We start from the raw sequence: 13,469 nt of genomic DNA, 5'->3' as shown, positions 1-13,469 counted from the left end.
ATTCAATTAGGTTTAAAAAATAGAAAATTAGTTTGTTAAACAAATAATCTTATATTCTTTTTTGGGTTTTTTTATCAAAAAGATGGAAATGATCTAATGATGTATCTAAACCTATTTTTTGTCCTAATGTTAAATTTTGATTAGCAGGAACCCGAGCTACAAGACGTGTGTGATGATCAAGATTACCATAAATCAACGTATCTGATCCTAACGTTTCAATTAAGTTTATTGTCAGATTAAAAAAACCTGAATTTTCTCTAACAATACGTAAATGTTCTGGTCGTATGCCAAGAATAATTTCTTGATTAGCATTGACTGGTTTTAATAAAGGTATTGTATTTCCATAGCAAATTAATTGGTTGCCGGTTTGGTTTGTTATACTGGGTAAAAGATTCATAGAAGGCGATCCAATAAAATCTGCAACAAAAATTGTGGATGGTTTTTGATAAATATTAAGAGGCGTATCAATTTGCTCAGCTAAACCATTGTTCATAACAATGAGACGATCAGCTAAAGTCATGGCTTCAATTTGGTCATGTGTTACATAGAGAGTAGTAGTTTTGAGTCTACGTTGAAGTTCTTTTATTTCAATTCGCATTTGAACCCTTAATTTTGCATCAAGATTAGATAAGGGTTCATCAAAAAGAAAAGCTGTTGGTTGCCGAACAATGGCACGTCCCATTGCAACACGCTGGCGCTGTCCTCCGGAAAGTTCTCGTGGTTTTCTATTTAATAAAGTATTAATACCTAAAAGATCTGCTGCTTGGTTAACCCTATTTATGATTTCTTTTTTTGGTGTCCCTGCAATTTTTAAGCCATAAGCCATATTATTAAAAACAGTCATATGTGGATAAAGCGCATAATTTTGAAATACCATTGCGATATTACGTTCTTTAGGCTCAAGTTTGTTAACAATTTTATTACCAATGCTTATGTTACCCGATGTTATAGATTCAAGCCCAGCGACCATACGAAGAAGTGTTGATTTTCCACATCCTGATGGACCTACTATAACAATAAATTCACTTTCTTGGATTCCTACTGTTAACCCATGAATCACAGGGTGATTGTTATAACTTTTTTTAACCTCTTGAATATCAATAGTACCCATAATACACCTTATTTTAAAAATTTACTTTTCTATTTCTACAAGACCTTTAACAAAAAGCTTTTGCATGAGAGCTACGACTACTAAAGGGGGAAGTAATGCCAATATAGCGGTAGCCATAATCATATGCCATTGTGGGTCACTATCAGATACTGTGACCATACGTTGAATACCCATAACAATTGTGTAGAAAGATTCATCGGTTGTAATAAGTAAAGGCCATAAATATTGATTCCAACCATAAATAAATTGAATAACAAATAAGGCAGCAATAGTTGTACGAGAGAGAGGAAGCAAAATATTAAATAAGAATTGTAATGGACCGGAACCATCAATTCGTGCTGCTTCAAGTAATTCATCGGGGACAGTTAGAAAAAATTGTCTAAAAAGAAAAGTTGCTGTAGCTGATGCAATTAAGGGAATAGAAAGACCTGCATAAGAATTTAACATACCTAAATCAGCAACCACTTTATATGTGGGAATAATACGTACTTCAACAGGTAACATAAGAGTTAGAAAAATTAACCAGAAAACGGTACGTCTGAAAGGAAATTGAAAATAAACGATAGCATAAGCAGACATAAACGAAATGATAATTTTTCCAAATGCAATAAGAAGCGCCATAACTAAACTATTAAAAAGCATTTTTGCAACTGGGCCCCCAACAGCATTGTTAATGCCATGGGTTAAAAGATTTGAATAATTATCAATGAGTTGATTTCCTGGAAGTAAAGGTATTAATCCAGATGTAAAAGCATCTGAAGAATGGGTTGACGCAACAAAAGCAATCCAAATAGGAAAGACAATAATAAACCCGCCCAGGAGCAGAACTAAATGAGTAATTAAATTATGCCAGCGGCGATTTTCTACCATTAATATTGGACTCTTTTTTCGATAAATCTAAATTGTAAAAAAGTAAGAAAGCATACAATAATCATTAAAATAACTGATTGGGCAGCTGAACTTCCTAAATTAAGGCCAATAAAGCCATCATTAAAAACTTTGTACACCAAAGTTTCTGTAGCTTTAGCTGGACCACCTTTGGTTGTTGCATGAATAATGCCAAAAGTTTCAAAAAAATTATAAACAAGATTAATGACTAAAAGAAAAAATGTTGTTGGAGATAAAAGGGGAAAAATGATATTCCAAAAACGTCTTATAGGAGATGCACCATCAATGGCTGCTGCTTCGATTAATGAACGTGGTATAGCTTGAAGACCAGCTAAAAAGAAAAGAAAATTATAGCTTATTTGTTTCCAACCAGCGGCTATTACAATTAAGATAAGAGCATCAGTTCCGTTCAAATAATGATTCCATGGATACCCCATGAACTTTAATGAATAAGCTAAAAGACCAATGGTTGGATTAAATAAAAACCACCATAACACTCCACAAATGGCTGGTGCGATTGCGTATGCAGATGTTAAAATAATTTTATATGGGTTTGTGCCTTTAATTGTTTTATCTGCCATAGTTGCAAAAATTAAAGCTAATCCCATGGATAGTAATGTCGTAATAAAACTAAAAAATAAAGTTATCGATAACGAATAAAGATAATTTTGATCATGGAAAAGATAAATAAAATTATCTAAACCAACAAATTGACTTTTCAGACCAAAAGCATCTTCACGTAATACGGATTGATATAATGCTTGTCCTGCTGGCCAAATAAAAAATATTAATGTAACTAAAAGCTGTGGCAAAACAAGAAAAATTGCTAGTAGCCAATTTGAAAAAGTTACCCTTTTATGCATGATATAAAACTATTATAGGTTGCTCTAAAAATAGAGCAACCTATATAAATTATTTATTCAGCATTAGCGGATTGGAATTGACGTAACAATTCATTGCTGCGTTTAACAGCATCATCCAATCCTTGTTTGGCAGTTTTTTTGCCAGACCATACAGCTTCTAGTTCTTCTTCAATCACTTCACGAACTTGTACGAAATTACCCATTCTTAAACCTTTAGAATTTTCTGTAGGTTCTTTATTAGTGATTTCTTTAATTGCTATATCAGTTCCAGGATTTTTTTTATAAAAACCCTGTTGATCTGTAAGTTCATAAGCAGCTTTAGTAATTGGAAGATATCCTGTAAATTGATGCCAATCTGCTTGAACTGTAGGTGAAGAAAGATAAGTAAAGAATTTTGCAACGCCTTTATATTCTTCTGGTTTATGGCCATTTAAAACCCATAATGTTGCCCCACCAATAATACTGTTTTGTGGAGTTTTAGTGATATCAGACCAATAAGGCATCATTCCCACGCCAAAATCAAATTTTGCATTTTTTTTGACACCACCATATCTACCTGATGTTGTCATAAACATGGCACATTCACCACTGTAGAATTTTGGTGTGCTGTCATCACCCCGACCACCATAATCAAAAATTTTACTTTTTTGCCATTCTGCCAATTGGGCAATATGTTTAATTTGGGCTGGTTTATTAAGAAGTAATTCTGTATTTAATCCAGCATAACCATTGGCATTAGTTGCAATAGGTAAATTATGCCATGCACTGAAATTTTCAAGTTGTGTCCAAGATGGCCAACCAACTGTAAAACCACAAGGATAACCTGCAGCTTGAATTTTTTTTGCATATTCACCAACCTCTGACCAAGTTTTTGGAGGTTGATCTGGGTTTAACCCAGCTTTGCGAAACGCATCTTTATTATAATAAAAAACTGGGGTAGAGCTATTAAAAGGTAGAGAAAGAAGATGACCATCTTTATCACTATAATATCCTGATACAGGGGATAAATAAGATTTAGGATCAAAAGATTCTTGTGTATCTTGCATTAATTTGTAAACGGGATAAATGGCCCCTTTGGCAGCCATCATTGTAGCTGTCCCTACTTCAAATACTTGCACAATATGTGGTTGTTGTTTAGCACGAAAGGCAGCAATAGCCCCCGTCATAGTTTCGGCATAATTGCCTTTATAAACAGGAATAACTTTATATTCTTTTTGTGATGCATTAAAGCCTTCAACCATTTTGTTAACTTTATCACCAAGTTCACCACCCATGGCATGCCAAAACTGAATTTCAGTTTGTGCAAATGCTGTTTGGCTAAACCCAAATAAAATAGAACTTATAAAAATATGACGTAATATTTTAAAAGACATGAAACTCCCCTTTAATAATAAATACATCCTTGAATGAATTATTCTATGTACTTATTTATAGAATGATTCATTCTAAGAATCTTATCTAATTTAATATACTCTAATCATCTTTTTGAATTTTAATCAAGGAGAAGAAAAAATAATTATTTTAATATTGGTAATTAATTATTTTGTAGGGGTAGGTCTATCGGTACTATAGTCATAAAATCCTTTTTTCGTTTTTCTACCTAACCATCCTGCTTCAACATATTTGACCAATAAAGGACATGGTCTATATTTACTGTCAGCTAATCCTTCATAAAGAACTTTCATAATAGAAAGACAAGTATCAAGACCAATAAAATCAGCTAATTCTAATGGGCCCATAGGTTGGTTAGTTCCCAATTTCATGGCTGTATCAATTGATTCGACAGATCCAACACCCTCATGAAGGGTGTAAACAGCTTCGTTAATCATAGGTAATAAAATACGATTAACAATAAAGCCTGGAAAATCTTCGGCTATAGCTAAAGTTTTACCAAGTTTTTCTGCAACATGTGTGATAGTAATAAAAGTTTTTTCATCCGTGCCCAATCCTCGAATAACTTCAATTAATTGCATAATAGGTACTGGATTCATAAAATGCATTCCAATAAATTTTTCTGGCCGCTGTGTTACAGCGGCAAGTTTTGTAATTGAAATAGAAGAAGTATTAGTTGCAATAATAGAATGCTCAGGAAGTATAGAGCATACTTCTTTAAGAATTTTTGATTTTACTTCTGGATTTTCTGTGGCAGCTTCAATAACAAGATCACACTTACTTAAGGAATTTAATTGTGAATGTATTTTTATTTTTTCTAAAATTGATTCTTTTTGGTCTTGTTTGATAATATTTTTTTTGATTTGGCGATCTAAATTTAATCCAATAGCTGTTAAAACTTTATTTAATTGATTTGGGTTAGTATCAATAATTTGAACCTGATAATTATTTTGTGCACAAACATGGGCAATACCTGTACCCATTTGTCCTGCACCAATAACCCCAATGGTGTGGATAGGTAGTGGGGTGATAGTTGCTTCATTTTTGAAATGATTGGTTTGTAAAACAGTGCTCATCATAAACTCTTATTAGTTAAGTTTGTTAAGAAAATCTGGAATAATTTCAAATAAATCACCAACCAACCCATAATCAGCAATTTGGAAAATAGGGGCATCTGGGTCTTTGTTAATAGCAACAATAATTTTGCTATCTTTCATGCCTGCAAGATGTTGTATAGCACCAGAAATACCCACAGCAATATAAAGGTCAGGAGCAACAACCTTACCTGTTTGTCCCACCTGATAATCATTAGGGACATAACCTGCATCAACAGCAGCACGACTTGCTCCAACAGCAGCACCAAGTCTATCTGCTAGCTTTTCTAATAATTTAAAGTTTTCTCCACTTTGTAATCCACGTCCGCCTGCCACAATAATTTTGGCAGAATTTAATTCTGGTCTTTCTGATTTGCTTAATTCTTCGCTTACAAATTGGGATAAAGATTGGGAAGGTTTTGTTTCTACTTTTTCAATGGCAACGGGTGATGCTTGTTCTATAAAAGCTTCAAAACTCGCTGTTCTTACGGTTAGGATTTTAATTTTATCTTGAGTTTCCACCGTTGCTAAGGCATTACCCGCATAAATAAGACGTGTAAAAACAGAAGGGCTTTGTACAGAAGTGATTTCTGAAATTTGGCTAACATCTAACATGGCTGCCAATCTTGGCATGTAACTTTTACCATAACTTGTAGCTGCGGCTAAAATGTGGTTATAAGAAGATGCTAAGGTTGAAATAAATTCGGCGGTATTTTCTGCTAACCCATATTTATAAGAAATATCATCACATAATAAAATTTTATTAACATTTTTAATTTTAGCTGCTTGATTAGCTACAGATTGGCAATTGTATCCAATAATTAATATGTCAACTTTGTTATCAATTTGTTGTGCTGCAGTTACGCAGTTAAGTGTTGCAGCTTTAAGAGTTTGATTGTTATGTTCTGCAATAATTAAAACGGTCATGATAAAACCTTGGCTTCATTTTTTAATTTTTCAACAAGTTCGGCGACATCTTTGACTTGTTTACCTGCCTGTCGCTTTGGTGGTTCAGTTACTGTTAAAATACGTATTCTTGGTTTAAGATCAAGATTAAGATCATTTAAAAAAATAGATTCCAAAGGTTTTTTCTTTGCTTTCATAATATTGGGTAATGATGCATAACGTGGCTCATTTAATCTAAGGTCAGTGGTAATAAGAGCAGGCAATTTACATAACAAGGTTCTAAGCCCACCATCAACTTCGCATGTAACTTCAACATGCTGATCTTGAATTTTTACTTTTGATGCAAATGTAGCTTGAGGCCAATTAAGTAATCCTGCCAACATTTGACCTGTTTGATTACAATCATCGTCGATGGATTGTTTACCCATAATAATAAGTTCAGGTTTTTCTTTATGAGCGATGGTTTGTAAAATTTTAGCAATTGCTAAGGGTTCTAAATCTTCATTTGTAGCAATATGAATTGCGCGGTCCGCACCCATTGCCAGCGCAGTTCTTAATGTTTCTTGAGATTGTTGGGGGCCAATAGAAACACAAATTACTTCGTTTGCCTTATTTTGTTCTTTTATTCTAATTGCTTCTTCAACAGCAATTTCATCAAAAGGATTCATAGACATTTTTACATTGGTAGTCTCAACGCCACTTTGATCTGATTTAATTCGAATTTTAACATTAAAATCAATCACACGTTTAACTGGGACCAGAATTTTCATTTATTGATGCCTTACCAATTGGATATTTATATGTTGCTATGAATTTGGTTAAGTTTTGCGGTCGGAAAGTAAGCTTCCTCTGAAAATATGTCAAGAAAATCTTAAAATGTATATAATTTATTTTAACGGTTTTCCCCAGGTTTCCATAATATATCATCTTTCCCTAGATTATTATGATAACGTGCTAAAACGAAAAGATAATCTGATAATCGATTCATATATTGCAATATTACAGGATTAATAGATTCTTTTGCAGCTAAAGCACATATATATCTTTCAGATTTTCTAACCAGCGTACGTGCTAAATGAAGGTAAGATGCAAGTTCAGATCCCCCGGGTAAAACAAATGAATTTAAAGGAGAAAGTTTAAGATTAATTTGATCAATTTCTTTTTCTAATCTTGTAACTTGTGTTACAGCCATACGTAATCTTTGTTTTGCGCTTATGTTTTTTTCTATTGGCACACAAAGATCGGCACCTAAATCAAAAAGATCATTTTGAATATAAGTAAGATTTAATTGTGTTTGAGGATGAGCATAACTATAAAAGCGAGCCAGTCCTAAAACAGCGTTAGTTTCATCTACAGAACCAAATGCTATAACTCGTATATTATATTTTGAAACTCTTTTACCGTTTCCTAGAGAGGTTTTTCCCTTATCACCACCTTTAGTATATATTCGGTCAAGTTTTACCAAGATGAACCTTGTTCAAACGTATTAAGATTTTATGTTATAAGTTATTTTTAATGAGTATTCATATTAAATAATATTAATAAAATAAAAAGAACAATGGCTAATCCTTGTAATCCAACACGCCACCGCATAAAAAAATTTCCATATTTTTTTGAAACTTCGCCACCTTTGATCATTGTAAAAATACCTAAAAATAGGGCTATAAGTGTTGCAAACATAACAATAATCAAGCTATAAAAAACAAAATTATTTAACATATTCATTCTAATTATTATAAGAGATGCTTTTAAGGTTAGATCATTATAAAATAGGCAGATAGTTAAATCTATAAAATAGTAAGTATAAATTAACCCTACATATATTATGTAGGGTTAATTTAAAAATATATCTTTATTTTCTGTAAAACTAACAGAAAAATTTTCCTTAGGAGATTTATTTAAGGAATACTACAAGGATTATCAGTATTTAGAATTTTTAAGGTCAGGTGGGCTCATGATTTTATTCACCCTCAACTATTAAATTGTATATAATAATTATATAAGAAATTAATTCTTACTTTCAAGTTAAGAAGCTTTTATTAAGAATCTAAGGAGATAATATTATGAATAAAAACTATTGGTTTGAAGATATGTCTAGGGTAGCTTCAGGATTTTTAGGCAGTTTAAGCTCATTTCGTCAAGAATTAGAAATATGGGTTCAAGATTGTGTCGAACGTTTATTAATGCGAATAAATTATGTAAAACGAGAAGAATTTGAAGTTGTAAAGGCAATGGTGGCGCAAGCTCGTGCAGATCAAGAAATGTTAAAAGAACGTTTAGATAAGTTAGAAAAAACAAATTTCAAATAACTCTAATAACCTACTATATGTAGTGATAAACTGTTGACCGCCTACTATTAAAATTATAAACTAGCAAAACTTTGGTTAATTATTTTAGAGGTAGTTTTGTTAAATCATAATAGAGAAATAGTGCACTCTAATCCAATTAATATTGTTGAAAAAGTTATAGAAGCATATGGTTGGCAATTTGACCGTTACAATGTGCAAGAAATAGCGGCACAAATACGTGGCCAATGGTGTCAATACAAAATGCATTTTGTTTGGGACCAAGAATTAGAAGCACTAATATTTTCTAGTTTTTCTGATCTATGTATTCCTGATTACAAATATCCTGAAGTTATAGAGCTTGTATCTATTATTAATCATAAATTATGGTTAGGCCATTTTGCTTTAAATAAAGATTTGTTGGTTCCTGTTTTTCGTCACACAATACTTTTAAAAGGTGTTAAAAATATGGGGGTTGAACTTTGCCAAGATCTTATTGATACAGCTCTTATTGAATGGGAACGTTTTTATCCTGCGCTACAATATGTTTTATGGTCTGATCAAAAACCATATGATGCCTATACAATGGCAGCCTTTGATGTTGTAGGTAGTGCATAATTTATACATATAATGAGTTTTGATTTTAATTTAGTTTTAGTTGGTTGTGGCAAAATGGGGCAAGCTTTGCTTCATGGGTGGGTACAACAAAAAACTATTGATGTTTCAAAAATTATTGTTATTGATCCACATTGTAATGATCTTGCCTTGTGGTCTAATCAGGGGATTAAAATATTTTCACATTCTGACGCAATACCAAATAATTTTAGACCATCTCTTATTGTTTTAGCAATAAAACCACAACATTTTGAAAATGTATTAATTTCCTATAAAAGATTTGTTGATAAAGATACAGCTTTTTTGTCAATTGCAGCTGGTATTACGTTTAAATTTATGGAAAGGATTTTGGGTACCCCAGTTTCCTTAATACGGGCGATGCCAAATATTGCTGTTTTGGTGCAATCTTCTATTACAGTTTTATGTTCTAACAAATGGGTCAATAAGCAACATCAGGAAATATCAGATAAAATTTTGAAAGTTGTAGGGGATGTAATTTGGATTGAAAATGAAACATTATTTGATCCAATTACAGCATTAAGTGGTAGTGGCCCAGCTTACATATTTTTTTTAGCAGAATGTATGATTAAAGCTGCAATTAAAGGAGGGCTTCCATTTGATTTGGCTGAAAATTTAGTACGTAAAACTTTAATTGGATCAGCCTTTTTATCTAAAGAATTAGTTTTAGAAACATTTGCGAATTTACGTACAAAGGTTACAAGCCCCGGAGGAACAACAGAAGCTGCCTTAAATTATTTAATTCATGAAAGTAATTTTGAAGAGATAATTGAAAAAGCAATTGATCAAGCAGTTAAACGAGCTTTTGATCTTTCAAAATAATATCGCATTGCAAAATATATAAAATATAAATAGAAAAAATAATTTAAAAATGACGAGTTTCTCTAAAAATGGCGGATTTTAAAGGGAAATAATTTTATGTTGCATCGCAACAAATAATGAGTTATAGTGATTTTGTAATTAACCAACACCTACCAATATAAAGAGAAGTTATCATGGCTAAAACACAAAATTCTTATCAAAAAGATACTAAATCATTTTCTACTCAGCCTATGGATTTTACATCTATGTTTAATGAATTCAATCGTGCTTTTGGGGAATTTGGCAATTATTTTTCTCCAGCTAATTTATCTATGTTTAATATGGATACTTTTGTATCAGTACAACGCCGTAATGCAGAAGCTATTACAACAGCACACCAAATGGTTTTTCAAAATGTACAAGCTTTAGTTCAAAAACAAGTGGAACTAGCCCAGCATGCAATTGAAGAGCTTAACCATATGAATCAGAATTTAATTTCTGCACATTCACCTGAAGAAAAAGTAGCCTGTCATATTGCAAATACCAAAGTGGTTTTTGAACAAGCTATATCTAATATACGTGAATTAAATGATATGGCACAAAAAGCTAATAACGAAGCAGTAAATGTTTTAACAAAGCGCTTTTCAGAAAATCTTGAAGAAATAAAAACAGTTCTTTCTAAAAAGAATTCCCATAAATAATAAAAATTGAAACCAATTTTAATGGACCGTTTTTATAACGGTCCATTTTTTATGGAAAAAATTATTTAAATAAGTAAAAAGTAAATTTACTTACTGAGAGAAAGGAATTTTTGTGTTACAGCCAGAGCTTGTCATTAAAGTTGTAGCTATGCCAAAAGATATTAACCCTGATGGTGATATGTTTGGGGGATGGATTTTAAGTCAAATGGATTTAGCAGCCTATTTGCATGCACGTAAACTTTCTTCTACAAATATTGTAACAGTTGCTATAGACAATATAGTTTTTCATAAACCTGTTTTTGTGGGGGACTGCTTGGTATGCTATGCTTTGACAGAAAAGATCGGACGAACAAGTGTAACAGTTAAAGTAGAAGCAATGGTTGAACGTAAGGGTAGTCATTTAAAAGAACAAGTGACAGAAGGACGGTTTGTTTTTGTAGCTATTGGGCCAGACCGTAAACCAATTCCCATTATCAATAATAATGAAATTTAAAAATTTTAAATTATATAGGAATACGTAATTTAGCTCTAAGACCACCTTGCGGAGAATCATCCAGCACCAAATCACCTCCGTGACTTCTGATAATATCACGTGCTATGGTTAAACCTAATCCAACCCCCCCTGTTTGAAGATTACGTGATTTTTCTAAACGAAAAAATGGTTTAAATACTTCCTCTCTCTTTTCCTCTGGTATACCTGGCCCATCATCATCAATAGTAATATCTATATTTTTGCCTATTTTTTGGCAAGTAATGATAACATACCTGCTGTAACGTTGGGCATTATTAATAAGATTGGTAAGACAGCGTTTAAAGGCAATTCTGCGAATAGGTAAAATGGTATCATCATCAATAGTTAATTTTAATGTATAATCAGGTTTTTGAAATCCTGAAATAAATTCTTCCAAAAAAATTTTAATATTTGTTGCAATAGATTGTTCTGTTCCTTCACCACGTGCAAAAGCAAGATATTCTTCCACCATTTTTTCCATATCACTTAAATCTTCTTTAAGCCCATCAATATCTTGATTTTGTTCAACCATAGCCAATTGTAATTTCATACGCGTTAAAGGAGTACGTAAATCATGTGATACCCCAGCAAGCATTTCTGTGCGTTGGTTAATTTGTCTTTTAATTCGATCACGCATTCGGTTAAAAGCGGTTGCAGCTTGTCTGACCTCCGTTGCACCTTTAGGTTTGAAAGGTTCTGTTTCGCGACCTTTCCCAAATTCTTCTGCAGCTTTAGCTAAAGTTTTAATAGGAATAATTTGATTGCGCATAAACGTTATAGCTATTCCATATAAAATAAAAGAACTTCCAATCATCCATAAAATAAAAACATATGTTGTTGAACTAAATAAACGCCGACGTGGGGTAGAGATGTGTAAAAGACCATCTGGAAGCTGAAGTCTTATTTCAATAGATTTTTCTTCTGATCTGCTATCAATAAGAAATGGAATATTAATGTATTCTGATAGAGCATTATTAAATTTTTTATCTACAAAATTTTCAGGCATAGAGAAAGCAATAGAAGTTGGAAGAATACCTTTGGGGATAAAATACATAGATAAATCCATATTTTTATCTGCTATAGTAAAAAGTGTTTTATAATTATCCGAATTTTGATCCTTTGCCATAAGATCAATAACAGTTGTAATATCACCAGCTACACTGTTAGCTAATCTTCGTGTTACAGTATCCCAATGGCTATTATAAAAAAACCAAGTTGCAATAATCTGTAATAAAATCATTGGAGTTACAATTATAAGAATAGACCTACCCAAAAGAGAACGTGGTAGAGATCTATTAATAAAACGAGAAATTTTAATTGGTGTCACAATATTAATCTAACATTATTAATCTAATATTAATCTGATTGAAGTAAATAACCTCGACCTCGAACAGTTTGTAAATATCGGGGATAACGGGGATCTTTTTCAATTTTACGTCTTAATCTAGTTATTTGAACATCAACAGCTCTCGTTGTGGCAGCTTCTTCTGAAGATTGTTGGCATAATAATTCTCTACTGACTGGTTGTCCCATATGATTTACTAAGATATCAAGAAGATCAAGCTCCACTTTTGTTAAACGTATTTCATTATCACCATTACGTAGTATACGTTTTTTTGTTTCATATATCATATTTCCAATACGAACAACTTTGGCAATGTCTGCAACACTATTCTCATTAAGTGATATACGGCGAAGAATGGTGCGAATACGAAGTACTAATTCTCTAGGATCAAAAGGTTTTGTTAAATAATCATCAGCCCCATGTTCCAGCCCATTTATACGATCTTCAGCTTCTCCCATTGCTGTTAACATAAGAATAGGCACTGTACTTTTTTGTCTTATGAAACGAGCCAAACTTAATCCATCTTCACCAGGCATCATAATGTCTAAAACAATAAGATCAAAAGATAAATTCTCTATTTGTTGTCTGGCAAGAACAGTATTCTCTGCAGTTGAAACGTGAAATCCTTGACTAAAAAGATATTTTTGTAAAAGCTCTCTTAAGCGAGTATCATCATCGACTACTAATATGTGTTTGATTTCTGTGCTCATACTGTTTCAATTTTTATAATATATATTCAAATAAAATTGAAAATTAATATATTGCTCTTTAAAAATATTGACTTAAGTTATCATTTATAAATTAAAATTACTATTGCAAAACTATTAAAATATTGATTAGTTAATTTAAAATAACAAAAATTTTTGCCATAGGCAAAACCTATCAATTATTTTATATTTAGAGTATAATCAATATTATAAAAACAAAATTATTTAGGGA

16 protein-coding genes are annotated in these 13,469 nt (G+C 32.0%); 5 read left to right on the top strand and 11 right to left on the bottom strand.

The features are described from left to right. Window positions 1-49: 49 nt before the first annotated feature. The 9 genes from ugpC to K1X44_01040 form a co-directional block, all read right to left on the bottom strand. Entirely contained in the window at window positions 50-1,111 is a 1,062-nt protein-coding gene (gene ugpC / locus K1X44_01080) for a sn-glycerol-3-phosphate ABC transporter ATP-binding protein UgpC (GenBank protein ID MBX7145882.1), read from the bottom strand. A 21-nt stretch (window positions 1,112-1,132) separates the two neighbouring features. Continuing rightward, the gene (gene ugpE, locus K1X44_01075) at window positions 1,133-1,981 is read right to left on the bottom strand and encodes a sn-glycerol-3-phosphate ABC transporter permease UgpE (protein MBX7145881.1); all 849 of its coding nucleotides are present in this window, start codon (window positions 1,979-1,981) and stop codon (window positions 1,133-1,135) included. Next, the gene (ugpA, locus tag K1X44_01070) at window positions 1,981-2,862 is read right to left on the bottom strand and encodes a sn-glycerol-3-phosphate ABC transporter permease UgpA (GenBank protein MBX7145880.1); all 882 of its coding nucleotides are present in this window, start codon (window positions 2,860-2,862) and stop codon (window positions 1,981-1,983) included. Before ugpA ends, ugpE begins: the two co-directional genes overlap by 1 nt. A 53-nt stretch (window positions 2,863-2,915) precedes the next feature. Further along, a complete protein-coding gene (ugpB, locus tag K1X44_01065) occupies window positions 2,916-4,235 on the bottom strand; it encodes a sn-glycerol-3-phosphate ABC transporter substrate-binding protein UgpB (protein ID MBX7145879.1) in 1,320 nt (439 codons plus the stop codon). Window positions 4,236-4,400: 165 nt separating this feature from the next. After that, the gene (locus tag K1X44_01060; GenBank protein ID MBX7145878.1) at window positions 4,401-5,330 is read right to left on the bottom strand and encodes a 3-hydroxybutyryl-CoA dehydrogenase; all 930 of its coding nucleotides are present in this window, start codon (window positions 5,328-5,330) and stop codon (window positions 4,401-4,403) included. Window positions 5,331-5,342: 12 nt separating this feature from the next. Beyond that, entirely contained in the window at window positions 5,343-6,275 is a 933-nt protein-coding gene (locus tag K1X44_01055) for an FAD-binding protein (protein MBX7145877.1), read from the bottom strand. Then, window positions 6,272-7,024 (bottom strand): electron transfer flavoprotein subunit beta/FixA family protein, encoded by a 753-nt coding sequence (locus K1X44_01050; GenBank protein MBX7145876.1) that lies wholly within the window; start codon window positions 7,022-7,024, stop codon window positions 6,272-6,274. The genes K1X44_01055 and K1X44_01050 overlap by 4 nt, the downstream gene beginning before the upstream one ends. A gap of 122 nt (window positions 7,025-7,146) precedes the next feature. After that, a complete protein-coding gene (locus tag K1X44_01045; GenBank protein MBX7145875.1) occupies window positions 7,147-7,719 on the bottom strand; it encodes a cob(I)yrinic acid a,c-diamide adenosyltransferase in 573 nt (190 codons plus the stop codon). A 47-nt stretch (window positions 7,720-7,766) separates the two neighbouring features. Further along, on the bottom strand, window positions 7,767-7,973 hold the full coding sequence (locus K1X44_01040; protein MBX7145874.1) for a twin transmembrane helix small protein: 207 nt from the start codon (window positions 7,971-7,973) through the stop codon (window positions 7,767-7,769). 344 nt (window positions 7,974-8,317) lie between these two features. Between K1X44_01040 and K1X44_01035 the strand changes: the two genes are divergently transcribed. The 5 genes from K1X44_01035 (at window position 8,318) to K1X44_01015 (ending at window position 11,167) form a co-directional block, all read left to right on the top strand. Further along, the gene (locus K1X44_01035; GenBank protein MBX7145873.1) at window positions 8,318-8,563 is read left to right on the top strand and encodes an accessory factor UbiK family protein; all 246 of its coding nucleotides are present in this window, start codon (window positions 8,318-8,320) and stop codon (window positions 8,561-8,563) included. A gap of 120 nt (window positions 8,564-8,683) precedes the next feature. Further along, on the top strand, window positions 8,684-9,157 hold the full coding sequence (locus K1X44_01030; GenBank protein ID MBX7145872.1) for a YbjN domain-containing protein: 474 nt from the start codon (window positions 8,684-8,686) through the stop codon (window positions 9,155-9,157). A 12-nt stretch (window positions 9,158-9,169) separates the two neighbouring features. Continuing rightward, on the top strand, window positions 9,170-9,994 hold the full coding sequence (proC, locus tag K1X44_01025; GenBank protein ID MBX7145871.1) for a pyrroline-5-carboxylate reductase: 825 nt from the start codon (window positions 9,170-9,172) through the stop codon (window positions 9,992-9,994). A 173-nt stretch (window positions 9,995-10,167) separates the two neighbouring features. Beyond that, window positions 10,168-10,674, top strand: a complete 507-nt coding sequence (gene phaP / locus K1X44_01020) for a TIGR01841 family phasin (protein MBX7145870.1) — start codon at window positions 10,168-10,170, stop codon at window positions 10,672-10,674. A 148-nt stretch (window positions 10,675-10,822) separates the two neighbouring features. Continuing rightward, window positions 10,823-11,167: an acyl-CoA thioesterase gene (locus tag K1X44_01015; protein MBX7145869.1), complete on the top strand. Its 345-nt coding sequence runs from the start codon at window positions 10,823-10,825 to the stop codon at window positions 11,165-11,167. A 10-nt stretch (window positions 11,168-11,177) separates the two neighbouring features. Here the strand turns inward: K1X44_01015 and K1X44_01010 are convergent, their stop codons facing one another. Continuing rightward, on the bottom strand, window positions 11,178-12,425 hold the full coding sequence (locus K1X44_01010; GenBank protein MBX7145868.1) for a HAMP domain-containing protein: 1,248 nt from the start codon (window positions 12,423-12,425) through the stop codon (window positions 11,178-11,180). Between the two features lie 116 nt (window positions 12,426-12,541). After that, window positions 12,542-13,240, bottom strand: coding sequence for a response regulator (locus K1X44_01005; GenBank protein MBX7145867.1), 699 nt, complete (start codon window positions 13,238-13,240; stop codon window positions 12,542-12,544). Window positions 13,241-13,469 lie beyond the last annotated feature (229 nt).

It is taken from the genome of Alphaproteobacteria bacterium (genome assembly GCA_019695395.1).
Taxonomy (GTDB): domain Bacteria; phylum Pseudomonadota; class Alphaproteobacteria; order JAEUKQ01; family JAIBAD01; genus JAIBAD01.
Note: the sequence above shows the minus strand (reverse complement) of the source record. Positions and strands in the feature narration are given on the sequence as shown.